The sequence below is a fragment of the Chachezhania antarctica genome, assembly GCF_003646465.1.
Lineage (GTDB): Bacteria > Pseudomonadota > Alphaproteobacteria > Rhodobacterales > Rhodobacteraceae > Chachezhania > Chachezhania antarctica.
On sequence record NZ_QZEX01000004.1, the window covers coordinates 209,424 to 234,293 of the forward strand.

Sequence of the window (24,870 nt, forward strand, 5' to 3'; positions counted from 1 at the left end):
CTAGCTCAGGCTGTTGCAGAACTTGGCGATGCGCGCGCAGGCGTCCAGCAGCACCTCGTCCGAGGTCGCGTAGCTGACCCGGAAGTTCGGCGACAGCCCGAACGCCGCGCCGAACACCACCGCGACGCCGGTCGCTTCCAGCATCTTGGTTGCGAAGATCTCGTCATTCTCGATCACCGTGCCGTCGGGGGCCTTCTTGCCGATCAGGCCCGCGATGGACGGATAGACATAGAACGCGCCGTCGGGCGTGGGGCAGACCATGCCGTCGATGGCATCGAGCGCCTTGACCACAAGATCGCGTCGCCGCTTGAACGCCTCGGCCCGTTCGGCAAGGAACTGCTGCGACCCGTTCAGCGCCTCGACCGAGGCCCACTGGCTGATCGAGGACGGGTTCGACGTGGACTGCGACTGCACCTTGCGCATGGCGCCGATCAGCTCGACCGGGCCCGCGGCGTACCCGATGCGCCAGCCGGTCATGGCATAGGCCTTGGACACGCCGTTGCAGGTCAGCGTGCGGTCGTAAAGGCCTGGCTCCACCTCCGCCGGGGTGCAGAACTGGAACCCGTCATACGAGATGTGTTCGTACATGTCGTCGGACATCACCCAGACATGGGGATGCTTCATCAGCACATCGGTCAGCCCCTTCAGGTCGGCGTGGTGATAGCCGGCGCCCGTCGGGTTCGACGGAGAGTTGAAGATCAGCCATTTCGTCTTGTCGGTGATGGCGGCTTCAAGCTGCTCGGGCAGGATCTTGAAGTTGTTCTCCAGCGTGCCTTCGACGATCACGGGCGTGCCGCCGGCCAGCAGGACCATGTCGGGATAGCTCACCCAGTACGGCGCGGGGATGATGACCTCGTCACCCGGATTGATGGTGGCCATCAGCGCATTGTAAAGCACCTGCTTGCCGCCGGTGCCGACGGTGACCTGCGAGGGCTCGTACTCCAGCCGGTTCTCGCGCTTGAACTTGGCGCAGATCGCCTCCTTCAGCTCCGGGATGCCATCGACATCGGTGTACTTGGTCTTGCCCGCGTCGATCGCGGCCTTGGCCGCGTCCTTGACGTTCTGGGGGGTGTCGAAGTCGGGTTCACCCGCGCTCAGGGACAGGACGTCCTCGCCGGCGGCGCGCATGGCGCGCGCCTTGGCAGAGACGGCCATCGTCGGAGACGGTTTGACGCGGGACAGTGTCGCGGACAGGAAACTCATGGCAGCCTCGGTTTGTATGTTAAGCGGGACTGTCATAAGGTCCGTAGGGGACCCGTTCAAGGGAAAGAGGAGAAGCCATGCAAGGCGAAGGCGACACCGACTGGTATGGACCGGACGCTGCCACGTTTGGCGACAGGATCGCCGGCGCGCGCGAAGCGACAGGCATGAGCCAGGCCCAGCTGGCCCGGCGGCTTGGAATCAAGAAGTCCACGCTGGTGGGATGGGAGCAGGATCTGTCCGAACCCCGGGCGAACAAGCTCCAGATGATTTCCGGGCTTCTGAACGTTTCGATCCCGTGGCTGCTGACCGGCCAGGGCGAAGGCGCCCGCATGCCGGGCGCGCCGGGCGGGGCGGAACGGTCCTCGCTTATCGGCGAATTGTTCGAAGTGCGCGAGACGCTGAGCGGCGCCACCGAACGGCTGGCCTCGATCGAGGATCGCCTGCGTCGGCTGGAAGCCGCGGACGAGGTCGAATGACATGACCACCGATGCGATTGCCGAGCCGCGCGAAATCGCGATCAAGCGGCTGAAGATCCGGTCAATGCGGCGCGGGATCAAGGAGATGGACATCCTTCTGACCGCCTGGGCCGATATGCGGCTGGCCGAACTTGATGACGAGACCCTGGCGCTCTACGACACCCTGCTGGAGGAGAACGACCAGGATCTTTACGTCTGGGTCTGCGGTCGCGAGGCGCCTCCGCCGCGCTTCGCGGCGCTTCTGCAGGAAATAGCACAAACGATCCAAAACAAAGCGGAAAACACTTAACCGATTATTCGGAAATTGCGCGCAAATTGCTCTCGGGAGGCCCGAGACGGAGAAGGCGCGCATGAGTGTCGAAATGCCCATAGGACAGCCCGCCGCGCGGCGGGGGTTCATGACCAGTTACCTGGAAGCTCTGTCGCTCGTCGAACGGCTGCACAGGTTGTTGCTCGACGTTATCAAGGACGAATTCGAACGCGTGGGCGTGCTGGAGATCAACGCGGTACAGGCGCTGCTGCTGTTCAACATCGGCGATAACGAGGTGACGGCCGGCGAGCTGAAATCGCGCGGCTACTACCAGGGCAGCAATGTCAGCTACAACCTGAAGAAGCTGGTAGAAATGGGTTACATGCACCACCAGCGCTGCGAGATCGACCGCCGCTCGGTCCGGGTGAAGCTCACCCCGCGCGGGCGGGAAATCCGCGACATCGTGTCGGACCTCTTCACGCGCCATGCACAGGGCCTGGAAGACAAGAGCATGCTCGATGTCGACGGCATGGATTCGATCGCGAACTCCCTGCGCCGTGTCGAACGCTACTGGACCGACCAGATTCGCTACATTTACTGATCTTCAGGCAGCGTGGCCGGGCCTTGGGTCTGCTGCCAGAGATTTTGCGCCGCGGTGCCCGCGTCGCCCGGCCGGGGGGCTGCCGCCCCCCCCCGCACCCCCCGCGTCCTTGGGGGCAGTGCCCCCAACCCCCCGGTCAGGATCGTGGCTTCGCCCGTAGCGTCGGAGGGGCTGTCGTCGGATCTTCCGGCCACGGATGCTTGGGGTAGCTTGCGCGCATGTCCTTGCGGACATCGGCATAGGATCCGGACCAGAAACCGGGCAGATCGCGGGTGACCTGAACCGGGCGCTGCGCCGGGGACAGAAGGGTGATCTTCAGGGGCTGGCCGGCGACCTGCGGATGCGTGGTAAGACCGAACATTTCCTGCAAGCGGACGGCGATGGCCGGGCCTTCGGGCGCATAGTCGATTGCCACGGATCGGCCCAGCGGTGTCGTGAACCGGGCGGGCGCCCATTTATCGAGGCTCTGTCGCTGGGCCCATGTCAGCCCCGCCTCCAGCGCGGGCAGCAGATCGAACCGATCCCAGTCACTTGCCGACCTGACCCCGTCAAGCATCGGCGCCAGCCACTCTTCCAGACGCTCCATCAGTCCGGGGAGAGAATAATCGGGCAGATCCAGACCCTCGGCGCGGGCGAGCTCGACGCGTTCCTGTAGCCGCCGGGCGGCCCCTGTGGGGTTGAGCCCGAGTTCGCGGATACCTTCGAGCATCGCCGCGGCGACCAGATCGGACGGCGGATCGGACCATTGGCGGTCGTCAAGCACAAGCGCACCCAGCCGTTCCTGCTTCCGGGTCTCGACACGCCGGTGCCGCCGGGACCATGCGCAGTGATCCAACCATGCGATCCGGTCGGGGAAGAGGGCACGCAATTCGGCCTCGGATATCTGGATCGCAAGGCGGATGCGGGCTTCACGCGGGTCGCCATCCAGGTCGGTTGCCACGATGTAGGGCGCGCCGGCCAGCGCGTCTTCGGCCGGCAGGATCGCGCCCTTGCCGCCCGACAACAGGAACCGCGGCGCCGTGCCCTGCCGCCGTTTCCCGATCCGGTCGGGATAGGCAAGCGCGGCTATCCCTGCAGGTGACAAATCTGTGTCCCGGGTCTTGGTCTGGCGGGCCAGGCGGCGCGCTTCGGTCTGCAATCGATCAACGGCACCGGGACGGATATCGTAAGGATGCGCGCGCTTGAAACCTCTGGGGTCTTTCAGCGCCTCGAGACGCAGCTTGAGATCCGCCGGTGCATTCCTGAGGGGATCCCGATCCGCCAGTAGAGCGGCAAGCGGTGCTGCCTGCGGGCCGGCAGTGGCAAGCATATGGGCCAAGCGCGGATGCACGGGCAGGCCCGCCAGCGTGCGCCCATGCGTGGCTATCCGCCCGGCGGCGTCCAGGGCGCCCAGATCGGTCAGCAGGCTGCGCGCTTCGGCATAGAGCCCCGGCGGTGGCTGGGTTACGAAATCCAGATCCTCGGGGGCCGCACCCCATAGGGCCAGTTCAAGGGCCAGGCCCGTCAGGTCGGCCGTGGCGATCTCCGGAGGCGGGAAGGGGGCCATGGCGCCTTCTTCCCCGCGGGTCCACAGCCTGTAGGACGTGCCCTCGGCCACCCGCCCGGCGCGGCCCGTGCGCTGGGTTGCTTCGGCCTTGGTGACGCGTTCGGTGACGAGACGCGCCATGCCCGAGCCGGGATCGAACCGCGCACGGCGGGCAAGGCCTGCGTCGACCACGACCCGGATGTCGGGAATGGTCAGCGACGTTTCGGCGATGGATGTCGCCAGCACGACTTTCCGGCCCGAGGGCAGAGGCTTCAAGGCCGCCCGTTGCGCGTCACCCGCCATGGCCCCGAACAGCGGAAACAACGTGCATCCATCGGGCAGGCGCGCGCGTAAAAGGCTTTCCGCCCGCCGGATTTCGCGCTCTCCCGGCAGGAAGACAAGAAGGCCGCCGCCGGTCCCCCGGGTTTCGGATTCGGCACGTTCCACCAGATCGACAAGCGCCGACACGCGATCGACGCGGGGCCCCAGGGGCCGGTCCAGCCAGCGGATATCGACAGGGAAACTTCGACCCTCGGACGTGATGATCGGGGCCTGCATCAACTCGGCCACCGGTCCGCCGTCGAGCGTGGCGGACATGGCCAGAAGGTTCAGATCTTCACGCAGCGCGCCGGCGACCTCCAGACACAATGCCAGGCCGAAATCGGCGTTCAGCGAACGTTCATGGAACTCGTCGAAGATCACCGTGCCAATGCCCGGCAGATCCGGTTCGGACTGCAGGATTCGGGTCAGGATGCCTTCGGTCACGACCTCGATCCGCGTGTCGCGCGAAACCTTGCGCTCCCCGCGGATCCGGTAGCCGACGGTCTCGCCCACCTTCTCGCCCAGCGTTTCGGCCATGCGCTCGGCCGCGGCGCGGGCGGCCAGGCGGCGGGGTTCCAGCATGACGATGCGGCCCGCACCGATCCCGGCCTCCAGCAGGGCCAGCGGCACGCGGGTGGTCTTGCCCGCGCCCGGCGGGGCTTGCAGGACGGCGCGGCCCTGCTGGCGCATCGCGTTCAGCAGCGCGGGCAGGGCATCTTCGATGGGCAACTGATCGGACATTGCGGCCTTATCGCGCCCCACGGCCTGCCCGTCCAGTGGAGCGGTCTGGACATCGCGCGCCCGGTCGGTCCATCTAACCGTTGGGCAAGAAGGAGCGGGCGATGACACTGGATCTGGCAGACCCCATTCGGGCAGGGGAGCGCCGCGCGCTGGCCCGTGCGATTACGCTGGTCGAAAGCCGCCGCGCAGATCACCGCAAGGACGCCGAGGCCCTGCTGGCCGATCTGGCAACCGACCGGCGCGAGGCGATCCGGATCGGCCTTTCGGGCACGCCCGGGGTCGGCAAATCATCGTTCATCGAGGCGTTCGGCATGATGCTGGTGGAGGCCGGTCTGAAGGTCGCCGTGCTGGCCGTCGATCCGTCTTCGGCCCGGTCCGGCGGCTCGATCCTGGGGGACAAGACCCGGATGGAGCGGCTGAGCCGCGAGCCGCAGGCCTTCATCCGCCCGTCGCCCAGCCAGACCCAACTGGGCGGCGTGGCACGGCGCTCGCGCGAGGCGGTTTTCTTGTGCGAAGCGGCCGGTTACGACGTGGTCCTGATCGAGACTGTGGGCGTCGGGCAATCCGAAACGGTGGTCGCCGAGATGTCGGACCTGTTCGTCCTGCTGCTGGCCCCGGCCGGCGGGGACGAACTGCAGGGCGTCAAGCGGGGGATCATGGAGCAGGCGGACCTGATCCTTGTGAACAAGGCAGACGGCGATCTGAAGGCGCAGGCCACGCGGACCTGTGCCGATTACAGCGGCGCCCTGCGCCTGCTGCGGAAACGGCCCGAGGATCCAGAGGGCTTTCCGAAGGCCATGACGGTGTCCGCGATGACGGGCGCCAACCTTGACGACGCGTGGTTCACCATGCAGGCGCTGGCCGACTGGCGGCGCAGCGAAGGCCATTGGGACACCCGCCGCGCCGGTCAGGCGCGCCACTGGTTCCGGGCTGAGGTCGAGGCGGCCTTGCTGGCACAGCTGGACACACCGGGCGCGCGGCAGCAGATGGCCGAGCTGTCAGAAGCGGTGGCCGACGGGTCCGTCCTGCCCGCCGCGGCGGCCCGCGACATGGCAACTTTCCTGCGGAAGCAGGACGCGCCCCTATAGCGCTTGACCTCCGCCGCGATTCCTCCTATGCCCGCCCGACCTGTTTCCGGGCGCGGCATTTGCGGCGCCCTAAATCTTTGGCGCCAGGCATCTCCGAACGATCGCGGCGCGCCCAATGCAAAAGGACAAACCCGATGTCGCGCCGTTGCGAATTGACCGGAAAAGGCCCGATGAGCGGGCAAAACGTGAGCCACGCGAACAACAAGACCAAGCGCCGGTTCCTGCCGAACCTGAACGATGTCACGCTGCAGTCCGAAACGCTGGGTCGTGGCGTGAAGCTGCGGATCACGGCCGCCGCACTGCGCAGCGTCGATCACCGCGGTGGGCTGGACGCGTTTCTTGCCAAGGCGAAAGACGATGAGCTTTCGACGACCGCGCTGAAAGTCAAAAAAGAAATTCAGAAAGCTCAGGCCGCGGCCTGACCGCACCCCCAAGGCTTCGAGTAATTTGAACGCCCCGCCTTACCGCGGGGCGTTTCGTCGTTGTGGGCTTTCGATTCCCGTGGCACCACGTCCGCATGAATTGCGGCAAGCGCAGATGCACGGAGTCCGATATGTACAAGCAAATCTGCATGACGGCGGCGGTCATCATGGCCGCGCTCGGATCGCCAGCCCTGGCGGATCCCATGATCAGGATCGTTGATCCCTATACGCGTGTGGCCTCTCCGGTGGCGAAAGCGGGCGCGGCATTCATGATCATCGAAAACGAGGGCGACAGCGCGGATCGCCTGATCGGGGTCCGGACCGGCGCCGCTGCGCGCGCCGAACTGCATACGCACAAGGAAAGTGCCGACGGTGTCATGCAGATGCTGAAGGTCGAGGATGGAATTCCAGTGGCCGCCGGTGGTACCCACATGCTGGCGCGCGGCGGTGACCACGTGATGCTGATGGGGCTGACCGGACCGCTGGAGCAGGGAAGCTCCATCCCCGTGACGCTGATCTTCGAGACGTCAGGCGAAATCGATGTGGATATCCCCGTGGACAATGATCGCTGACGTGGCGGAGCCCAGCCACGACGTGAGGGCGTCGGGCTGTTGAGCCGACGGGGCTCAAGCCTCTCCCAATACTTCCGCGACCCAGGCTGGTACGATCTCGGTCGCAGGGCCCAGGCGGCTTTCGTCAAACATGGCCGACCCGGATGAGGGTTCGAGGTTCAGTTCCAAGGTCCGGATGCCCTGTACACGTGCTTCTTGCACGAAACTCGCGGCCGGGTAGACCTCTCCCGAGGTGCCGATCGACACGAACAGGTCGGTGGTGCCCAGGTGTTCGTAGATCTCGTCCATGCGATACGGCATCTCGCCGAACCAGACGACATCCGGCCGTCCGAACGGTTCGCCGCAGCCCGGGCAGGCTTCATCCACGGTCATTTCATCCGGAGCGGCCCAGCGGTGGCCGCAGCCGGAACAGAGCGCCCCGTCCAGCCGGCCATGCATGTGGATGACATCCCGTGCGCCGCCGGCTTCGTGCAGGCTGTCGACGTTCTGGGTCACGATGATCACGTCGCCCGTGTGATGCGCCTGTAGACGGGCCAGCGCGGTGTGGGCGGCGTTGGGCTTTGCCGCGCGCGCGCCGACCCGTCGCAGGTTGTAGAAATCCTGAACCATCTGCGGGTTACGGGCAAAACCTTCAGGCGTCGCGACGTCCTCAAGCTGCACCTTGGTCCACAGCCCATCCTTGTCGCGAAAGGTGCCCATTCCGCTTTCGGCAGAAATGCCGGCCCCGGTCAGGATGACGATCTTGTCCATGTTACCCCCTTTGCCTGTCCCGGGTCAGGCTATTGCCTTCGCCTGCGGCGCGCGACCCTTCTGTTACGTAAATTCAGCCTGTAGTGCTGGTTCCGAGCCCAACAGGAGTGTCCGGCCGTGGATAAAGCCCAAACCGATCTCCCGCCCTGGAAAGATGCCATTCTGGACGGCTTCATGAGCGAGATCGGCCCGCTCCTGACCCGGCGCGATGGCGACAGCCGCCGGTTCGGGCTGATGGCCGAGGACCGGCACCTGAACCCCAACGGGACCGTACATGGCGGCGTGTTCATGACACTGCTGGATCACAGTCTGGCCTTTCTCGCCTGGCAAGCGGCCGGCAAGGTGCCCACGGTCACGGTCCAGATGGATACGCGCTTCCTGGACAGTGCGCATGCCGGAGAGTTTCTTGAAACCACCGCAAAGATCGTGAAAGAGTCGCGCTCCCTGATCTTTCTGGACGCGCAGGTGCTGTGTGCGGATCGGGTTATGGCCCAGGCCAGCGCGGTGATGAAGGTCGCCCGCAAGACCTGAAAACGACTATTCCCGAGAGTTTGCAGGACGTCCCTAGACCAGTGCAGCGGTCGAATGCGCGTAATCCCAGTAGAGCGCACGCGCCTTGCTGGCGATTGGGCCGACGCCGAGTTCGCGGTCCTGGAACCTGACGACCGGCATGACCTTGGCGATATTGCCGGTGACGAAGATCTCGTCCGCGATTTCGAAATCGGCAACTGTCATCGTGGTTTCCGAAACCTCGATCCCTTCGGCGCCCAGCAGCTTGATGACGCGCTGGCGGGTCAGGCCGTTAAGAAAGCACCCGTTCGGCACCGGCGTGGACACCACGCCATCCTTGACGGCAAAGACATTCGTGCTGGCCGTTTCGGCGACGTTCCCATCGATGTCGAGCGAAAGCGCGTTCGAAAACCCGCGCGCGCGCGCATAGGCCATGATCCGGCCATTGTTGGGATAAAGCGAGCCTGTCTTCGCCTCCGTGATCGCCATGTCCTGCCGGGGCCTGCGGAACGGCGCCACCGTCAGGGAGAAATCGCCGACCTGTGGCATTGGCATGTTCTCGATACAGATCGCGAAGGCGGTGGAGTCGGGATCAATGTCGATCACCCCGGGGCTGCCATCGCGGGCCCACATCATCGGGCGGATATAGAGTTCGGAACCTTCCGGGAACAGTTGCAGGCCGGTCCGAACAAGCGCTTCGATTTCAGAGCCTTCGATGGGGGCGTTCATGCCCATCGCCGCCGCTGACCGCACGAGGCGCGCGCAATGCAGATCCAGATCCGGTGTGGCCCCGTCGAACAAACGCGCGCCATCAAAGACCTGGGAACCAAGCCAGGCGACGTGATCCGCCGCCGAAATGATGGGTGCGCTTCCGTCGACCCATTTGCCGTCGACATAGGTCGCGATGACGCTTCCGATCGCCATGGGAACTCCCGCTATTGCCTGAACACCCCGACTCTGACCCCTGGCGCAGCCAAGCGCAAGACGATGCCCGGAACACGGTGCCGTTGGGTGGACTCTAGGCGAGATTGGTAAACCAATGCGTACGAGATGGCTCGCATCGGGGAAAGTTTGGTCACGCTCTGAAGATATTCGCATGGTTGTGCGTTCTTCGACATGATCACAATCCGTTTTCAGTCATGATCTTTTCGGCGGCCGCGTGGCGCACCGGGCCATAGCCGCGTATCTCGCCCGGCAGGGTCAGAAGGCGCATCGCTTCCTCCTCCGAATATCCTGATTCCACGTGGATCAGCACGCGTTCGAACCAGTCCAGGAGGGTGCGGTCCAGCTTGCGGTCCGCGGTGTATCCGAATGGATCGAACGGCGTCCCGCGCACGCGTTTCAGCCGGGCCAACCCGCGCAGGACAGGCGTCAGCCACGGGCCGAAACGCCGCTTGTTGGGGCGGCCCCGTGTGTCGGTTCCAAGGGGCAGCACAGGCGGGGCAAGGTGGTACGAGACGGTGAAATCGCCTTCGAAGGTTTCGGTCAGCTCTTTCGTGAAAGCGGTCCCTGTCATCAGCCGCGCGACCTCGTATTCGTCCTTGTACGCCATGAGCTTGAAGAGCGATTTTGAAGCGGCGATGACAGGCGCATCCCCGACATCATTGGGCAGAGCCTCGCGGAACTTCTGAAGCCTTGCCCGGTAGCGGTCGGCATAAGTCTGATCCTGATACTCCGCCAGGAACGCGGCACGACGATCAATGACAGAGCCTGCCGTTTCGGCATCCGGCGTAGGTTCGGCAAGCTGATCGGCCAGCAGGTCCGGTTTCAGGGCCAGAATCCGGCCCAAATCGAAGGCCATCGCATTCTTTTCGACCGCAACACCGTTCAGCAGGATCGCCTGCTTCAGGGCAACCTCGCTGACCGGGACCAAACCCTTCTGAAACGCGGCGCCAAGCAGCATTATGTTGGCGAAAACGGCATCGCCCATCAGGCGCTCGGCCGCGCGGTTCGCATCGAAGGACAGCAGGTTCCCAGGCCCGACGGTCCGGCCGATCAGGTCTTCCCGTTCGGGGATCTTCAGGTCGGCATCGCGCTCCAGAACCAGATCGCCAGTCGGCATTTCCGCCTTGTTCAGAACGATTTGCGTGCCGTTCCGATAGTGGAAGGACGCCTTGGGCGAGGCGCAAACAACCGCGTCGCAGCCGATGACGGCATCGGCGGAACGGGCATCGATGCGCACTTGCTGCACGGCGTCGGGCGTGGCGGCAATGCGGACATAGCCGATCACGGTACCGAACTTCTGCGCAAAACCGGTGAAATCCAGAACGCTCGCACCCTTGCCTTCAAGATGCGCGGCCATCGTGACCAGCGCGCCCAGCGTGACAACGCCCGTTCCGCCGACACCGGCAACCATCAGGTCGAACGGTTTGCTCAGGCCGGGTTCGGCAGGGCGCGGCAAGTCGGTCTTCAGCGCGTCGATATCGATGCTGGCCGGCGCAGGCTTGCGCCGCTTGGCGCCGGAAACGGTCACGAAACTGGGGCAGAACCCGTTGAGACAGGAGAAATCCTTGTTGCACGACGACTGGTTGATCTTCCGCTTGCGCCCGAAGTCCGTTTCCTTCGGTTCGACGCTCAGGCAGTTGCTTTCTAACGAACAATCGCCGCAGCCTTCGCACACCAGATCGTTGATGACGGCGAATGTGTCGGGATCCTCCATCTGGCCCCGTTTGCGCCGGCGGCGTTTTTCGGTCGCGCAGGTCTGTTCATAGATCAGGATGGTGACGCCCGGCGTGTCGCGCAGCTCACGCTGTATCGTGTCAAGCGCCGCCCGGTCATGGAATGTGGTGCCGGGGGGGAAATCGGCCGAGGAGAATTTGTCAATTTCATCTGAGACAAGCGCGATGCGGTTGACGCCGTCGGCACGGCTGGAATGGGCAATCGCCGCGGGGCTGATGGGGCCGTCCACCGGCTGGCCGCCGGTCATGGCAACGGCATCGTTGAAGAGGATCTTGTAGGTGATGTTGGCGCCCGCCGCGACCACCTGACGGATCGCGAGCGAACCGGAATGATACCAGGTTCCTTCGCCCAGGTTCTGGAACCGGTGCGCCATGCCGACAAACCGCGATCCCGCGGCCCAGGTCACCCCTTCGCCGCCCATTTGCGCGTAGCCCAGCGTGTTCCGGTTCATCCAGCCCGCCATCACGTGGCAGCCGATGCCGCTCATGGCCTGGCTGCCCTCGGGAACCTTGGTCGAGCTGTTGTGCGGGCAGCCGGAGCAGAAATAGGGCGTCCGGGTCGCGCCCGGGACATTCAGAACAGGTGCCGGCTCCTGGGTCAGGGTGCGGGCTTTGTCGATCAGGTTTTCGTCCGGAAAGAACGGGTTGAGGCGGGATGCCAGGACCGTCAGCAGCGCGCGGGGGGACAGTTCACCGGTAGATTGCAGAAGCGGTGCGCCGGTTTCATCCGTCTTGCCGACCAGGGCGGCGGGCCGAGAGCTGGTGTTGTAGAGCTGTTCCTTCAGCTGGGTCTCGATGAGGCCGCGTTTTTCTTCGATCACAAGGATTTCGTCCTTGCCATGAACGAAATCCATCGCGCCACGACGGGCCAGTGGCCACACGAGGCCGACCTTGTAGATGTCGATGCCAAGGCGTCGGCACGCGGCCTCGTCAAGGCCCAGAAGGCGCAGCGCCTCCATCAGGTCAAGATGGGCTTTTCCCGTTGTCACAATGCCGTATCGGGCGTTCTGAAGGTCATGGATGCGCCGGTCGATCGGATTGGCGTCGGCGAAGGCCTGGACCGCGGCGAGCTTGTATTCCATCCGGGTTTCGATCTCTGTCCCCGGCATCTCGACCGGGCGGATGTGCAGACCGCCCGGCGGGGTGTCGATCTGAGGCAGCAGGAATTTTCGGTCGGGGTGCAGGTCGACGGACCGGCCGGATTCGACCGTTTCCGAGATCGCCTTGAACCCGACCCAGATTCCGGAAAACCGTGACAGGGCAATGCCGTATTCGCCGAACTGAAGGTATTCGGCGACAGAGGCCGGGTTCAGGACGGGCATGAACCACGACATCAGCGCCATGTCGGACTGGTGCGGCATCGAGGACGAGACGCAGCCGTGATCGTCGCCGGCTACAACCAGCACGCCGCCCTTTGGATGCGATCCATAGGCGTTGGCGTGCTTCAGCGCGTCGCCCGACCGGTCGACGCCGGGGCCCTTGCCGTACCACATGGAGGCTATGCCCTCGACCTCGCAATCCGGATCCAGCGCGGCCTGCTGCGCGCCCAGGACGGCCGTGGCGGCCAGGTCCTCGTTGACGGCGGGCAGGAATTCGATCTGTTCGTCCTTCAGACGGGTGCCGAGGTGCCAGAATTCCTGATCCAGCCCGCCAAGCGGGGAGCCGCGATAGCCGGAAACAAATGCGGCGGTGTTCAGCCCGGCGGCCCGGTCGCGGCGGCGCTGGTCGAGCATCACGCGGACAAGGGCCTGTGTGCCGGTCAGGAAGACCCTGCCTTCGGTCAGGTCGTAGCGGTCTGACAGCTTGTAGCCTTCAATCGCGCGGTCGTGCCTGGTCATCTGATCGCCTTTCCGTGATGCGTGGTGAGAGGATAGCGCAGGATCGGTGAAATTTTGGATCTGATTTGTTGAGATCTTGACCGTTACGTGAAAGATCGTTTCATGAGGCGGGGGTAGTCTGGATGAAATCACCGAGAATGGACGAGGTGGACGAACGGGTCCTGCAGGCATTGAAGGCGAACAGCCGGATCTCCAACACGGAACTGGCCGAGCAGGTCGGGCTTTCGGTGTCCTCGTGCTGGCGTCGTGTGCGTGCGCTGGAAGACCGGGGGATCATCGCCGGCTACACGGTCGCGTTGGACGATGCCGGGATGGGGTTGGGGTTCCAGGCGATCGTCCATGTCCAGTTGCGGCGCCACGCCACCGACGAGTTCACGCCCTTCGTCCGGGCGATGCAGGCGCAGGAAGAGATCCGGTCGGTCTACGCCACGACCGGACAGGCCGATTATCACCTGCACGTGGTCTGCGCCGATATCGATGCCTATAACCAGTTTCTGGAAGGCTTCCTGTTCCGCATGCCAGCGGTGGCCAGCGCACAAACGAACCTGATCCTGCGGGTTGTGAAATAGCGAACTTGCCGGGGGTTACGGCCGGTTTTGAATGCGGCTCTCAGCTCAGATCAGGCCGCGCCAGCGCAGGACGACAATCGTCAGCGCTGCGAACAGCAGGATGTTGAACCCCAGCGACGCGGCCCAGCCCAGCCACCAGGATTTGCGCCGATCGCCGGGGTCGATCGACTTGAGGTAGGTGCGGAGTTCCCCGGCGGTTCGGTCCAGCGCCGGATCTTCGGCCATCACGTGAAGGCGCGGATGATCGACCAGCGGTTCGACCGCGGTCAGGGCCCGGGCTTTCAGCCGCAGGCGTCTGGGCAGACGGCCACGGGTGCGCGACAGGCTGTCGGCGAGCGTCGGGCCCCTGGTGCCGAGCTTTTCCTGCGCGAGCTCTGACAGGGACTGCAAGTCCTGTGCGAAATCCGTGGGCATTTGCGTCCTTCCCGTAACGCCGTGCATCCTAGCCGGTCTGCGGACGGGTGAAAACGGGGAAGCCATCGTGCCGCGACTGAAGTCGCGCCCCTTCGGGTGCTGGCGTTGTTCCGGCATCGATCAGCCGATGGGAAGTGGGCGCGCGTGGGGCCGGGCGGGACGTCTAGCAGGGTACGTCCGGGAGAGACGGTCCGGCCGCGGCTGCACGATCCAGCTCCTCCCATTCGTCCAGCCAGCTTTGCCCGCCCAGGCTTTCGATCAGGGGGCCGAGTTCGGCCTCGTACCCGCGCCATGTGTCCAGTCCCTTGCGATTGATGCTTTCGCGGACTTGCAGGACGGATGCCGTGCGGACCGCCCCCGCCGCCGCTTCGGGGCTGAGACAGGCCGGGTCCCAGTCAAGCCCGGCATGGGCGACGAGCGCGCGAACCTGGGAGTCGGGCTTTTCGACAAGGGCGCGATAGGATTGAAGCCTGAGTTCTGCCCCGAGCTTTGCGCGGTAATCGTCGAGCGAGGCGTAGGCGGCCCGGGTAAGATGGCCGATTCGTGTCAGGGAATGAGAGAAGCCCTGTCTGTCGCTGAAGAGCGTCGAGAAGCAGGAAAGGCCGGTATCCAGAGGATGGCGCAGCATGAAGACGAAGCGCGCATCGGGCAGGAGACACCGGGCGAAGCCGAGATCGAACGCGTTGAGCGGCAGCTTGTTGATGACGGTCAGGTCGCCCGCGCTGTCCGGGATGCGGGCGTTGCGGAAGAAGGCCTTCCGATGGGTATCAAGATCTTCGGGCGCGAGCGTGGTGAACCAGTTCCATGCATCCTCGGCCCCGGCCGTGGCGGCGCCCGATTTGCGCAGGGCGGCGCGGCGGACGTCGGTCAGGACCTGCTGCAGGGCGGGGCTTTCGCCGATGCTTCGCGTCTTCTGATGACGGGACAGGATGGCCTCCGCCAGGGTAGTGCCGGACCGGGGGAGGCCCACGATGAAGACGAGGCGCGGCGTCGTGCCGGACTGGTCGGGCAGTGGCCATTGGCCGGGGTCGTAGACCGCGCGCTGGCGGGCGACGAGCGTGTCGATGGCTTCGGCCGGGTAGGGCGGTTTGGCTACGGCTTTCGCCCGGGCGAAATTACGGAAGGCGCGGGCCGTGTCGCCATGGGCGGCGTCGATCCGGCCGAGCGCGTTGAAGGCAAGCGCCCGGTCCGCATCTGGCACGCGGCGGGCGCGGGTCAGATCGCGCAAGGCTTTGGCCTGTCGGCTGTCGCGAGCGAAGGGGGTCAGCCGGTTCAGCGTGGCCAGCGCCGCGGCGTTGCGCGGTTTTTTGCCCAGAAGGCGCGTGAAGGCATCGGTCGCACCGTCGCGATCCCCGACAGACAGGGCCATTGCGCCCAGTTTGCCAAGCACCTGAGTATCGTCGGGCGCCATGTCGGCGAGGATCTGCATGAGCTGGATCGCGGCGTCGGGGGCGCCGATGTTCCAGTAGCAGGTGGCGGTATGGTCGATCAGCGCCCTGTCCTGCGGGTCGTGGGCGATGAGCGGCAGGAGGATGTTCAGCGCCGCTTCGTATTCGCCGGCGGCGATCAGGCGTGCGACCGGGTCGGGCGCGGCTTGTGCGGCCGTGTCGGAGCGGCCCGGGATTTTTCGTACCTGGTTCATGGTGCCTGCATTCGGAGCGGTTCTCGCGTCGGATGCAGGTTAGGCGAGCATGCTTAATCGAGCATTGACGTGCGCCCGTGCGCCCACTGGCGGTGACGTGCGGCGGGCGATATCAGGGGGCATGTTGCATTGGAACTCATATGGCAGCGCGACGGACCGTCCCCCGCTGTTGATCGCGCACGGGCTGTTCGGCTCGGCGCGGAACTGGAACGTCATCGCCACGCGCCTGTCGGATACACGGCAGGTGGTCGCGGTCGATATGCGCAATCACGGCGAATCGTTCTGGAGCGACGATCATTCCTACGAGGCCCTGGCCGGGGATCTGGCGGAGGTGATCGGCGAGATCGGCGGGCCCGCCGACGTGCTGGGGCATTCGATGGGCGGCAAGGCCGCGATGATGCTGGCGCTGACGGCGCCCGACACCGTGCGGAAGCTGATCGTGGCGGATATTGCCCCGGTCACGTACGGGCACAGCCAGATGCAGTACATCGAGGCGATGCAGGCGGTGGACCTGTCCAAGGCCACCCGCCGGTCGGACGTACGGGAGCAGCTGGCCGACCTGGGCGTGGAGCCCGCGCTGCAGAGCTTCTTCACCCAGTCGCTGGATCTGGGCGGCAAGGGCTGGCAGATGAACCTGGATGCGCTGGCGGCCGGAATGGGACCGGTGGTCGGATTTCCGGAGGTGGAGGCCGCCTGGGACGGGCCGGCGCTGTTCCTGTCGGGTGCCTTGTCGGATTACGTGCGGCCGGAGCATAGGCCGGTGATCAAGCGGCTGTTTCCGAATGCGCGGTTTGCGAAGATTCCGGGCACGCAGCACTGGCTGCACGCGGAGAAACCGCGGGATTTCGAGGCTGCGGTACGGGTTTTCCTGGACAGTTGACGCCGTCGTGGCGGGATCGCGCCCTCCACGGGCCCGCCCGCCCAGCCCTCGGCGGATCCATGCCGGATCCGCCGACCCGCCTCGGGCGCGATGGGGCGCTTTCGCGCCCCGTCTTCATGTCTGGCTCGGGCCGCTGATCAGTAGATCGGGAAGCGCTTGCAGAGCGTGGCCACCTCGGCCCGAACGGTGGCTTCGACGTCTGCGTTGCCATCTTCACCGTTGGCGGCGAGACCGTCGACAACCTGAACGATCCAGTCCGAGATCTGGCGGAACTCGGGCTCGGCAAATCCCCGTGTCGTGCCTGCTGGTGCGCCAAGGCGGATGCCCGAGGTCACGAAGGGTTTTTCCGGATCGAAGGGCACTCCGTTCTTGTTGCAGGTGATGTGCGCACGTCCCAGTGCGGCCTCGGCCGCCTTGCCGGTCACGCCCTTGGGACGCAGGTCCGCAAGGCACAGGTGGTTGTCCGTGCCGCCGGACACGACATCGATCCCGCCCTTCATAAGCTGGTCCGACATCGCCTGTGCATTGGCCACGACCTGCGCGGCATAGGCCTTGAACTCGGGCCGGAGCGCCTCGCCGAAGGCCACGGCCTTGGCAGCGATCACGTGCATCAGCGGACCGCCTTGGAGGCCCGGGAAGACGGCGGAGTTGATCTTCTTGGCGATCGCTTCGTCATTCGACAGGATCAGCCCACCGCGGGGACCGCGGAGCGACTTGTGCGTCGTCGATGTGACCACGTGCGCATGCGGCACGGGCGAGGGGTGGACGCCACCGGCCACGAGGCCCGCGATATGGGCCATGTCGACCATCAGGTAGGCGCCGACCTCGTCCGCGATCTCGCGGAACCTGGCCCAGTCCCAGACCCGGCTGTAGGCGGTGCCGCCGGCGAGGATCAGCTTGGGCTTGTGCTCCAGAGCCTTGGCGCGGACCTCGTCGAGATCCAGCATCTGGTCCTGCTGGCGCACGCCGTAGGAGACGGGGTTGAACCACTTGCCCGACATGTTGACGGGCGAGCCGTGGGTCAGGTGACCGCCGGAATTCAGGTCGAGACCCAGGAAGGTATCGCCCGGCTGCAGCAGCGCCAGGAACACGGCCTGGTTCATCTGGCTGCCGGAATTGGGCTGCACGTTCGCGAAATTCGCGCCAAAGAGCTCCTTCGCGCGGTCGATCGCCAGCGTTTCGGCGATGTCGACGAACTGGCAGCCGCCGTAATAGCGTTTGCCGGGATATCCTTCGGCATACTTGTTCGTCATGACCGAGCCCTGTGCTTCAAGCACGGCGGCGCTGACGATGTTTTCCGAGGCGATCAGTTCGATCTCTTCGCGCTGACGGCCAAGTTCGGACGTGATGGCGCCGAAGATCTCGGGATCGCGGGAGGACAGGGTTTCGCTGAAGAAACCGCTGTCGCGGTGAGAGGCGTTCATGGGCTGTTCCCCTTTTGCGCGTATATGGCGCCTACCTAGCGGAGCGGGCCGGATCGTGAAAGCCCGATGATGCCGCAGCCGCATCATGCCCGCGACGTGGCTGTCTTTTTCCGCAGACGGCTGGCCAAGTCCCGCAAGCTGTGCTTCTTTCGATTTCGGTCAAGGGGATGGGACACACCGACATGGCTGAAAAGATCGCGTTTCTGGCCAGCCGCACGCCGGTGGCCCAGACCGCGCGCGCAGCACTGGTCGGCCGCTACGGCAATACTGCGCCCGAGCAGGCCGACGTGATCGTGGCGCTGGGGGGCGATGGCTTCATGCTGCGCACGCTGCACGCGACTGAAGCGTTGCCGGCGCCGGTCTACGGCATGAACCGCGGGACCATCGGCTTCCTGATGAACGAATACAGCGAAACGGATCTGCCCGCGCGCCTTGCCGCCGCCGAGCAGGAAGTGGTGAACCCGCTTGCCATGCTGGCGATGGACCGTGCGGGCAAGAGCCACCGGGCGCTGGCGATCAACGAGGTGTCGATCCTGCGCGCGGGCCCGCAGGCGGCGCGGCTCTGCATTTCCGTGGACGAGCGCGTGCGCCTTGCCGAACTGGTCTGCGACGGCGCGCTGGTATCGACCCCGGCGGGATCGACCGCCTACAATTATTCCGCCCACGGGCCGATCCTGCCCATCGGCGCCGACGTGCTCGCCCTGACGGCCATCGCCGCCTTCCGCCCCCGCCGCTGGCGCGGAGCATTGCTGCCCAAGACGGCCAAGGTCCGCTTCGACGTGCTGGAGCCGGAAAAGCGACCGGTGCATGCAGATGCCGATTCGATCTCGATCTCGAACGTGCACTGGGTCGAGGTGCAATCGAACCCCGACATCACCCACCGGATCCTGTTCGATCCCGGGCACGGGCTGGAAGAGCGGTTGATCGCAGAGCAGTTCACCTGAAAAGGTTACCCTGTTGAAAACGGGGGTGTCCGCAAACCGTGTTGGTCCGCAGTGCGGGACGGAGCGGACCTTGACCAACCAGATCATTGGCACGACTGTCGCGTGTATCGAAACTTGGTGAGCGCGGTATTGAATTGGAAGATTTGCTGCCAGCAAGCATGTCATTTCTGGTTCATATTTCGCCAGCGATAGTCGCATTGGCTTGGCCGCGTTTTTCCATTGTTCCTCGCGTGAAGAGCGTCATGAAGCTTACCGCGGTACTTGTCGCATCGGTGGTGATCTCATTGTTTCTCTTTATTGGCTCAGCGGAAACACTTTGCGCAGGCAGTGCATTGAAGGGTTATAATCAATGCTCTCTGATCCCGGTATACATCGCTAATCTGGTATCACCTGTTTACTTGCTTTCGATGGCCGTGATCGCAGTTTGGTGCCTTGTTGTCACAGCGAAATGTTGTTGGGCCGAGTTTGAGGTTCTCAAAAACCGAGACTTCAAACAATAAGGGCTCGGAGCAGACATACAACGGCTCATCCCAACACGGTTCGTGGACATCCCCCAAAACTTCGCAGAACCCGGTTGTTTGGCTCTGTATTGTAATATTGGTGTCACGAAATAGGGTAATTACGAAGTTGTTGTATCCGGATTCGTATTCCGTCCGTTTCTTATGGTTTTTCTTGCAGAGTAGGCATTTTGGGCCCCGTGCGGACGCGGTGTTTCACCGCGTCTGCCAGTGCCCGGCCCTTTGTGGGGCCGGGCGTGTGCACCGGCACCGTTCGCTTACGAAATCTGTCGGTCCCGGCCTTCCCAGAACGGCTTGCGCAATTCCGTCTTCAGCACCTTGTTGGCCCCCGATAGTGGCAGCGGCTCGGTTCGGAATGTCACCGAACGCGGGCATTTGAAGCCGGCGATCAGCGTGTGGCAATGCGCCTTCAGCTCGTCCTCGGTCGCGGTTGCGTCGGGTTTCAGGATCACGATGGCGTGCACCTCTTCGCCCCATTGCTCCGACGGAATGCCGATCACGGCGCAGGTGGCCACGGCGGGATGCTGCGCCAAGGCGTTCTCGACCTCGGCGGAATAGACGTTCTCCCCGCCCGACACGATCATGTCCTTCACCCGGTCCATCAGGAAGACGAAGCCTTCGTCGTCCATGTAGCCCGCGTCACCGGTATAGACCCAGCCGTCCTTGATCGTCGCGGCGGTCACGTCGGGCTTGTTCCAGTAGCCCAGCATCGTGATCGGCCCCTTCACGGCGATCTCTCCGACCTCGCCGCGGGGCAGTTCGGTATCGTCCTGGCCACGGATCTGGACCTCGACGATCTTCGTGGCGCGGCCGGCCGACCGCAGCTTGCCGGCCTTCGGGCCGTCGGTGACATGGTAGTCGGCGCCAAGGATCGTGGCTACGGGGCTCAGCTCTGTCTGCCCGAAGGCCTGCAGGAAGCCCACGCCGGGGAACTTCCCGAACGCATCGACAAGCGTCGCCTCGGTGATGGGCGAGGCGCCATAGGCGATCAGCTCCAGCGACGAGGTATCGGTTTCCGCAAGCTTGGGACAGGCCAGCATCATCTGCAGCATGACCGGGACCAGCAGCACGTGGCTGGGCTTGTAGCGTTCGATGGCGGCCAGCGTCGCATCGGGAGAGAAGGCCGGGATCACGGCATGGGTGCCACCGGCAAAGGTGACGGCCATGAAGAACAGGAAGTCGGCGATATGGAACATTGGCGCGGCGTGCAGGTAGGTGGTGCCGTCTGCGATGTGGATCGCCTCGCAGTTGGAAATGCCGCCCGTGAAGAAGTTGGTGTGCGACAGCATCACGCCCTTGGGAAAGCCCGTCGTGCCGCCGGTATAGAAAATCCCCGCCAGGTCGTCGCCCGAGCGGCCCGCATCGGGAACGGGGGCCGCGGCCTCCACGATCTCGTCATAGTTCAGCATGCCCTCGGGCGTCTCGCCCTCGCCGCAATAGATCACGGTCTTCAGACCTGGCACCTCGGCCCGGATCGCAGGGATCGCGGCCTTGAAGGCATCGTCGACCATCAGGATCTCGGCCCCGCCATCGTTCAGCGCATAGGCGCATTCGGGCGGCGCCCAGCGGATGTTCAACGGCATAACCGCGCCGCCGCCCCATGTCGCGGCGAAAAAGTACTCCAGGAACCGGTCCGAGTTCAGCGACAGCATCGCCACCCTGTCGCCCGGGCCCATGCCGGCTGCCTGCAGTGCCCCGGCCAGTTTTTCGACCCTGGTCTGGAAGTCCGCCCAGGTCCGGTCACGGCCTTCATAGCGGGTGGCAAGACCCTTGGGATTGATCTGGGCGGCACGGCGAAGGACGGCGGTGATCTGCATGAAACGGGACCTGTCGTAAAGATGGTTCACGGGTTGGCGAGACCATCCGCGGCAGGGCAATTCCTGTCAACACTCGGCGCAACTTGTTGCGCTGCAGCATTATTCTGCCCTGCAGCGCAAGCGACGTTATGGCGTCAGCGCATCTGTTCCCAAAGCGGCAGGCACATCCGGCCCACCCGCGCCTCGACCGCCTGCATGGAATCGACAACGAGATCCTCGCGCCATCGCCGGCCGGTGATCTGCACGCTGATCGGCTGCCGGCCCTTCGGCAGATCCGCCAGACGTGCTGGCACCGATCCGGCGGGCAGCCCCATGAAATTCATCGCGTAGGACCATATCGCCGCGCCCAGCACCTCGCGCACGCCCTCTTCGCCTTCCGCGTCGCGGTTGGGCGCGAAGAAGGGTTGCGGCAGGAACGGGCTCAGCACCAGCGGATAGTCCTGCTGGAACTGCGACCAGACCCGGGCGTAGTGCGTGCGCTTGGCCATCATCTCCAGAAGCTCGACGCCCGCGTAGGGTTCGAACATCTCGAAATAGACGTCGAAGATCGCGTTCACGGTTTTCGAGCCCGTGGCCCGGATCGCCGTCTCCAGCATCGACCGTGTCTCGCCCATCAGCGCGCGATAGCCGACCTCGCCGCATTCCTGGACCAAGGGCGGATCTACCTCGACCACGTCGTAGCCCGCATCGACCAGCGCTTCCCGCGCGGTGTCGAGCGCGGCGTCCACCTCCGGATGCAGATCGAAGCCGCAGGTCTCCTTGGTGAAGCCCACCTTGATCGGCCCGTCCAGCGGCGCACCGCGCCAGGGCAGGGGGACGTGGAACGGATCGGTGGCCCGCGACGCGATCATCGTGGGCATCGCGGTGTGCAGATCCTCGGCCGACCGCACCAGAAGTCCCTGCACCGACATGGACTGCGCCAGCATCCCCCGTTCGGCCGTCTGCGACGGGTTCCAGGCGGGCACGCGGCCCAGTCCCGGCTTCACCGTCACGGCGCCGTTGGCGGCGGCCGGAAAGCGCAGCGAGCCGCCGATATCGTTGCCATGTGCCAGCGCGCCGATCCCGGCCATCACCGCCGATCCGGCGCCGCCCGACGATCCGCCGGGGGACACGTGCTTGCCCCAAGGGTTATGGGTGCGGCCGTAAAGTTCGTTGTCGGTATCGGCGCGGAACGAGAATTCGGGCGTATTGGTTCGCCCGATGACCACCGCGCCCGCATCCAGCAGGTTCTTGACCAGTGGTGCGTCGTCCGGCGCGATCAGGTCCTTCAGTGCGGTCACACCATTGGTCGTGGCATGGCCCTTCTGATCGACGTTGACCTTGATCGTCACCGGCACCCCGTGCAGTGGCCCGGGTTCTGCCCCGGCCTGACGCGCACTGTCCAGCGCATCGGCCCGCTCCATCGCCTCGGTCCGCAGATCGGCCACGACGGCGTTCAGCGCGGGATTGACCGCGTCCATCCGTTCGATGGCGTCTTCCACCGCGGCTACGGCCGACACATCGCCTGTCCGTGTCAGGGCCGACAATCCGGTGGCGCTCAGTTTCCAAAGGGGGGTGTCGGTCATTGCGATCTCCTGCTGACACGCGGCCGGGCCAGACTATCCACCGCGCCCGCGCTGGCAAGCCTGCCGCGACGGCGCTGCCCATGAAAGGTCCACGGCCCCAGACTTCTTTGGTCCAGAAATATCTCGGGGGAGTCCGCGCAGCGGACGGGGGGCAGAGCCCCCAACCACTTTTCGAAACAAGCACCCCGGAAACGATCAGTCGCCAGCGTAGCCCACGGACTGCAAGGCCGCCCGGATCTCGTCCAGGATCGCCGGGTCGTCGATCGTGGCGGGCATCTTGAAGGTCTCGCCATCGGCAATCTTGACCATCGTGGCCCGCAGGATCTTGCCCGATCGCGTCTTGGGCAGCCGGTCGACGACAACCGCCAGCTTGAACGCGGCGACGGGCCCGATCCTGTCGCGCACCAGCTTCACCACTTCCGCCTGGATTTCCGCCGCATCGCGGGTCACGCCGGACGTCAGGCACAAGAAGCCCACCGGCATCTGCCCCTTCAGCGCATCCGACACCCCGATCACCGCGCATTCCGCGACATCCGGGTGCCCGGCCAGCACTTCCTCCATCGCGCCGGTCGACAGGCGGTGGCCTGCAACGTTGATCACGTCGTCCGTGCGCGCCATGATATAGAGGTATCCGTCCTCGTCGACGTATCCCGCATCCCCGGTCTCGTAGTAGCCGGGATAGTTCGCAAGGTAGCTCTTCCGGAAGCGGTCCTCGGCGTTCCAGAGTGTCGGGAGCGTGCCGGGTGGCAGGGGCAGGGGCGTCACGATGGCGCCCAGTTCTCCGGTGGGCAGCTCCTCGCCGTTTTCGCCCAGGATCTTCATGTCGTAGCCCGGCATCGGCACCCCGGGAGAGCCCAGCTTCACCGGCAGTTCCTCGACCCCCATCGGGATCGACACGGCGGGATAGCCCAGCTCGGTCTGCCACCAGTGGTCGATCACCGGGATCTTCAGGTTCCGCTGGGCCCATTCGATGGTCGCCGGATCGGCCCGTTCTCCGGCCAGGAACAGGGTGCGCAGGCTGCTCAGATCGTAATTGTCGATCAGAGCCCCATTCGAATCCTCGCGCTTCACAGCCCGGATCGCGGTGGGCGCGGTGAAGAACGCAGCGACCTTATGTTCCGCGATCACGCGCCAGAACGTGCCCGCATCGGGCGTGCCTACGGGCTTGCCTTCGAAGACGATGGTCGTGTTGCCGTGGATCAGCGGCGCGTAGCAGATATAGGAATGCCCCACGACCCAGCCGACATCGGACGCGGCCCAAAACACCTCTCCAGGCTGTACCCCGTAGACATGGCGCATCGACCAGTTCAGCGCCACGAGGTGCCCGCCGGTGGCCCGCACCACGCCTTTGGGCGCGCCCGTCGTGCCCGAGGTATAAAGGATGTAGACCGGGTGATTGCCTTCCACGGGGACGCATTCGGCGTCGGGTACACCGTACTGGAAGGAATGCCAGTCGTGATCGCGGCCCGCTTCCAGTTTCGCCACTTCCTGTTCGCGCTGGAAGATCACGCAGAAATCAGGCTGGTGCGTGGCCATCTCCAGCGCGCCGTCGAGCAGCGGCTTGTAGTGCACCACGCGCCCAGGCTCCAAGCCACAGGACGCGGCGATGATCGCCTTCGGCGTGCAGTCGTCGATCCGCACGGCAAGCTCGTTCGCGGCGAAGCCACCGAAGACCACGGAATGGATCGCGCCCAGCCGCGCGCAGGCCAGCATCGCCTCCAGTGCCTCGGGCACCATCGGCATGTAGATGATCACCCGGTCGCCCTTCTCGACCCCTTTCGCCCGCAGCGCACCCGCCAGCGAGGCGACGCGGGCCTGCAATTCGGCATAGGTGATTTCATGCTTGGTATGGGTGATCGGGCTGTCGTGGATGATCGCCACGCGCTCGCCATGGCCGGCTTCGACATGCCGGTCGACCGCATTGTAGCAGGTGTTCACCAGCCCGTCGGAAAACCATTCGTAAAGCGGTGCGTTGGTGTCATCGAGCGCCTTGGTGGGAGGTTGGACCCAGTCGATCGACTGGGCGGCGTCCATCCAGAAGGCCTCCGGATCCGACGACCAACGATGCATCAGTGACGTGTAGCTCATGGGTGTCCCTCCCTCTCCCGATGTCCCAGCCAGA

The 24,870-nt window shown here is 64.9% G+C and carries 22 protein-coding genes; 11 read left to right on the plus strand and 11 right to left on the minus strand.

What is annotated here, in order from left to right; translation table 11 throughout:
- Nucleotides 1-1,203 (minus strand): pyridoxal phosphate-dependent aminotransferase, encoded by a 1,203-nt coding sequence (locus D4754_RS10045; RefSeq protein WP_121063068.1) that lies wholly within the window; start codon nucleotides 1,201-1,203, stop codon nucleotides 1-3.
- A gap of 77 nt (nucleotides 1,204-1,280) precedes the next feature.
- On the opposite strand from D4754_RS10045, the gene D4754_RS10050 reads away from it, so the two are divergent.
- The 3 genes from D4754_RS10050 (at nucleotide 1,281) to D4754_RS10060 (ending at nucleotide 2,530) form a co-directional block, all read left to right on the plus strand.
- Complete coding sequence (locus D4754_RS10050; protein ID WP_121063070.1) at nucleotides 1,281-1,679, plus strand: helix-turn-helix domain-containing protein; 399 nt, start codon at nucleotides 1,281-1,283, stop codon at nucleotides 1,677-1,679.
- A gap of 1 nt (nucleotide 1,680) precedes the next feature.
- On the plus strand, nucleotides 1,681-1,968 hold the full coding sequence (locus D4754_RS10055; protein WP_121063072.1) for a succinate dehydrogenase assembly factor 2: 288 nt from the start codon (nucleotides 1,681-1,683) through the stop codon (nucleotides 1,966-1,968).
- 61 nt (nucleotides 1,969-2,029) lie between these two features.
- Nucleotides 2,030-2,530 carry a MarR family winged helix-turn-helix transcriptional regulator gene (locus tag D4754_RS10060; RefSeq protein ID WP_121063074.1) on the plus strand — a complete coding sequence of 167 codons (501 nt, stop codon included), beginning with the start codon at nucleotides 2,030-2,032 and terminating at the stop codon, nucleotides 2,528-2,530.
- A gap of 136 nt (nucleotides 2,531-2,666) precedes the next feature.
- Here D4754_RS10060 and hrpB read toward each other — a convergent pair whose 3' ends face one another.
- Nucleotides 2,667-5,117, minus strand: coding sequence for an ATP-dependent helicase HrpB (hrpB, locus tag D4754_RS10065; RefSeq protein ID WP_121063076.1), 2,451 nt, complete (start codon nucleotides 5,115-5,117; stop codon nucleotides 2,667-2,669).
- 101 nt (nucleotides 5,118-5,218) lie between these two features.
- Here hrpB and meaB point away from each other — a divergent pair, with 101 nt between their 5' ends.
- The 3 genes from meaB to D4754_RS10080 all read left to right on the plus strand — a co-directional run bounded on the left by meaB (nucleotide 5,219) and on the right by D4754_RS10080 (nucleotide 7,199).
- Nucleotides 5,219-6,205: a methylmalonyl Co-A mutase-associated GTPase MeaB gene (gene meaB, locus D4754_RS10070; RefSeq protein WP_121063078.1), complete on the plus strand. Its 987-nt coding sequence runs from the start codon at nucleotides 5,219-5,221 to the stop codon at nucleotides 6,203-6,205.
- 134 nt (nucleotides 6,206-6,339) lie between these two features.
- Nucleotides 6,340-6,627 (plus strand): 50S ribosomal protein L28, encoded by a 288-nt coding sequence (rpmB, locus tag D4754_RS10075; protein ID WP_121063080.1) that lies wholly within the window; start codon nucleotides 6,340-6,342, stop codon nucleotides 6,625-6,627.
- Nucleotides 6,628-6,758: 131 nt separating this feature from the next.
- A complete protein-coding gene (locus D4754_RS10080) occupies nucleotides 6,759-7,199 on the plus strand; it encodes a copper chaperone PCu(A)C (protein ID WP_240453827.1) in 441 nt (146 codons plus the stop codon).
- A 54-nt stretch (nucleotides 7,200-7,253) separates the two neighbouring features.
- Here D4754_RS10080 and D4754_RS10085 read toward each other — a convergent pair whose 3' ends face one another.
- Entirely contained in the window at nucleotides 7,254-7,949 is a 696-nt protein-coding gene (locus D4754_RS10085; protein WP_121063082.1) for an NAD-dependent deacylase, read from the minus strand.
- Between the two features lie 117 nt (nucleotides 7,950-8,066).
- On the opposite strand from D4754_RS10085, the gene D4754_RS10090 reads away from it, so the two are divergent.
- Complete coding sequence (locus D4754_RS10090) at nucleotides 8,067-8,480, plus strand: PaaI family thioesterase (RefSeq protein WP_240453828.1); 414 nt, start codon at nucleotides 8,067-8,069, stop codon at nucleotides 8,478-8,480.
- A gap of 33 nt (nucleotides 8,481-8,513) precedes the next feature.
- On the opposite strand, the gene D4754_RS10095 is transcribed toward D4754_RS10090, so the two are convergent.
- Nucleotides 8,514-9,383, minus strand: coding sequence for a branched-chain amino acid aminotransferase (locus D4754_RS10095; RefSeq protein WP_121063084.1), 870 nt, complete (start codon nucleotides 9,381-9,383; stop codon nucleotides 8,514-8,516).
- Between the two features lie 196 nt (nucleotides 9,384-9,579).
- Nucleotides 9,580-12,975, minus strand: a complete 3,396-nt coding sequence (locus D4754_RS10100) for an indolepyruvate ferredoxin oxidoreductase family protein (protein WP_121063086.1) — start codon at nucleotides 12,973-12,975, stop codon at nucleotides 9,580-9,582.
- A 137-nt stretch (nucleotides 12,976-13,112) separates the two neighbouring features.
- Here D4754_RS10100 and D4754_RS10105 point away from each other — a divergent pair, with 137 nt between their 5' ends.
- Nucleotides 13,113-13,544, plus strand: coding sequence for an Lrp/AsnC family transcriptional regulator (locus tag D4754_RS10105; protein ID WP_240453829.1), 432 nt, complete (start codon nucleotides 13,113-13,115; stop codon nucleotides 13,542-13,544).
- A gap of 45 nt (nucleotides 13,545-13,589) precedes the next feature.
- On the opposite strand, the gene D4754_RS10110 is transcribed toward D4754_RS10105, so the two are convergent.
- Nucleotides 13,590-13,958, minus strand: coding sequence for a hypothetical protein (locus D4754_RS10110; protein ID WP_121063090.1), 369 nt, complete (start codon nucleotides 13,956-13,958; stop codon nucleotides 13,590-13,592).
- Between the two features lie 163 nt (nucleotides 13,959-14,121).
- Nucleotides 14,122-15,600 carry a tetratricopeptide repeat-containing sulfotransferase family protein gene (locus tag D4754_RS10115; RefSeq protein WP_121063092.1) on the minus strand — a complete coding sequence of 493 codons (1,479 nt, stop codon included), beginning with the start codon at nucleotides 15,598-15,600 and terminating at the stop codon, nucleotides 14,122-14,124.
- 121 nt (nucleotides 15,601-15,721) lie between these two features.
- Here D4754_RS10115 and D4754_RS10120 point away from each other — a divergent pair, with 121 nt between their 5' ends.
- Nucleotides 15,722-16,480 carry an alpha/beta fold hydrolase gene (locus tag D4754_RS10120; RefSeq protein WP_121063094.1) on the plus strand — a complete coding sequence of 253 codons (759 nt, stop codon included), beginning with the start codon at nucleotides 15,722-15,724 and terminating at the stop codon, nucleotides 16,478-16,480.
- Between the two features lie 137 nt (nucleotides 16,481-16,617).
- Here D4754_RS10120 and glyA read toward each other — a convergent pair whose 3' ends face one another.
- Complete coding sequence (gene glyA / locus D4754_RS10125; protein WP_121063096.1) at nucleotides 16,618-17,904, minus strand: serine hydroxymethyltransferase; 1,287 nt, start codon at nucleotides 17,902-17,904, stop codon at nucleotides 16,618-16,620.
- A 182-nt stretch (nucleotides 17,905-18,086) separates the two neighbouring features.
- On the opposite strand from glyA, the gene D4754_RS10130 reads away from it, so the two are divergent.
- Both D4754_RS10130 and D4754_RS23935 read left to right on the plus strand, forming a co-directional pair.
- Nucleotides 18,087-18,848, plus strand: coding sequence for an NAD kinase (locus D4754_RS10130; RefSeq protein WP_121063403.1), 762 nt, complete (start codon nucleotides 18,087-18,089; stop codon nucleotides 18,846-18,848).
- An 86-nt stretch (nucleotides 18,849-18,934) separates the two neighbouring features.
- Nucleotides 18,935-19,348 (plus strand): hypothetical protein, encoded by a 414-nt coding sequence (locus D4754_RS23935; RefSeq protein ID WP_163025867.1) that lies wholly within the window; start codon nucleotides 18,935-18,937, stop codon nucleotides 19,346-19,348.
- A gap of 275 nt (nucleotides 19,349-19,623) precedes the next feature.
- Here D4754_RS23935 and D4754_RS10135 read toward each other — a convergent pair whose 3' ends face one another.
- The 3 genes from D4754_RS10135 to D4754_RS10145 all read right to left on the minus strand — a co-directional run bounded on the left by D4754_RS10135 (nucleotide 19,624) and on the right by D4754_RS10145 (nucleotide 24,836).
- On the minus strand, nucleotides 19,624-21,183 hold the full coding sequence (locus D4754_RS10135; RefSeq protein WP_121063405.1) for a long-chain-fatty-acid--CoA ligase: 1,560 nt from the start codon (nucleotides 21,181-21,183) through the stop codon (nucleotides 19,624-19,626).
- A gap of 134 nt (nucleotides 21,184-21,317) precedes the next feature.
- The gene (locus tag D4754_RS10140) at nucleotides 21,318-22,748 is read right to left on the minus strand and encodes an amidase family protein (RefSeq protein WP_121063098.1); all 1,431 of its coding nucleotides are present in this window, start codon (nucleotides 22,746-22,748) and stop codon (nucleotides 21,318-21,320) included.
- 195 nt (nucleotides 22,749-22,943) lie between these two features.
- The gene (locus tag D4754_RS10145) at nucleotides 22,944-24,836 is read right to left on the minus strand and encodes an AMP-binding protein (protein WP_121063100.1); all 1,893 of its coding nucleotides are present in this window, start codon (nucleotides 24,834-24,836) and stop codon (nucleotides 22,944-22,946) included.
- Nucleotides 24,837-24,870 lie beyond the last annotated feature (34 nt).

Excerpts from the sequence above, each read along its gene's own strand:
- D4754_RS10135 (WP_121063405.1), bottom strand. The coding sequence starts at position 21,183 with ATGCAGATCACCGCCGTCCTTCGCCGTGCCGCCCAGATCAATCCCAAG.
- D4754_RS10130 (WP_121063403.1), top strand. The coding sequence starts at position 18,087 with ATGGCTGAAAAGATCGCGTTTCTGGCCAGCCGCACGCCGGTGGCCCAG.
- D4754_RS10100 (WP_121063086.1), bottom strand. The coding sequence starts at position 12,975 with ATGACCAGGCACGACCGCGCGATTGAAGGCTACAAGCTGTCAGACCGC.
- D4754_RS10110 (WP_121063090.1), bottom strand. The coding sequence starts at position 13,958 with ATGCCCACGGATTTCGCACAGGACTTGCAGTCCCTGTCAGAGCTCGCG.
- hrpB (WP_121063076.1), bottom strand. The coding sequence starts at position 5,117 with ATGTCCGATCAGTTGCCCATCGAAGATGCCCTGCCCGCGCTGCTGAAC.
- D4754_RS10115 (WP_121063092.1), bottom strand. The coding sequence starts at position 15,600 with ATGAACCAGGTACGAAAAATCCCGGGCCGCTCCGACACGGCCGCACAA.
- D4754_RS10145 (WP_121063100.1), bottom strand. The coding sequence starts at position 24,836 with ATGAGCTACACGTCACTGATGCATCGTTGGTCGTCGGATCCGGAGGCC.
- meaB (WP_121063078.1), top strand. The coding sequence starts at position 5,219 with ATGACACTGGATCTGGCAGACCCCATTCGGGCAGGGGAGCGCCGCGCG.
- D4754_RS10045 (WP_121063068.1), bottom strand. The coding sequence starts at position 1,203 with ATGAGTTTCCTGTCCGCGACACTGTCCCGCGTCAAACCGTCTCCGACG.
- D4754_RS10120 (WP_121063094.1), top strand. The coding sequence starts at position 15,722 with ATGTTGCATTGGAACTCATATGGCAGCGCGACGGACCGTCCCCCGCTG.
- rpmB (WP_121063080.1), top strand. The coding sequence starts at position 6,340 with ATGTCGCGCCGTTGCGAATTGACCGGAAAAGGCCCGATGAGCGGGCAA.
- D4754_RS10140 (WP_121063098.1), bottom strand. The coding sequence starts at position 22,748 with ATGACCGACACCCCCCTTTGGAAACTGAGCGCCACCGGATTGTCGGCC.
- D4754_RS10060 (WP_121063074.1), top strand. The coding sequence starts at position 2,030 with ATGAGTGTCGAAATGCCCATAGGACAGCCCGCCGCGCGGCGGGGGTTC.
- D4754_RS10080 (WP_240453827.1), top strand. The coding sequence starts at position 6,759 with ATGTACAAGCAAATCTGCATGACGGCGGCGGTCATCATGGCCGCGCTC.
- D4754_RS10105 (WP_240453829.1), top strand. The coding sequence starts at position 13,113 with ATGGACGAGGTGGACGAACGGGTCCTGCAGGCATTGAAGGCGAACAGC.
- D4754_RS10055 (WP_121063072.1), top strand. The coding sequence starts at position 1,681 with ATGACCACCGATGCGATTGCCGAGCCGCGCGAAATCGCGATCAAGCGG.
- D4754_RS10085 (WP_121063082.1), bottom strand. The coding sequence starts at position 7,949 with ATGGACAAGATCGTCATCCTGACCGGGGCCGGCATTTCTGCCGAAAGC.
- D4754_RS10050 (WP_121063070.1), top strand. The coding sequence starts at position 1,281 with ATGCAAGGCGAAGGCGACACCGACTGGTATGGACCGGACGCTGCCACG.
- glyA (WP_121063096.1), bottom strand. The coding sequence starts at position 17,904 with ATGAACGCCTCTCACCGCGACAGCGGTTTCTTCAGCGAAACCCTGTCC.
- D4754_RS10095 (WP_121063084.1), bottom strand. The coding sequence starts at position 9,383 with ATGGCGATCGGAAGCGTCATCGCGACCTATGTCGACGGCAAATGGGTC.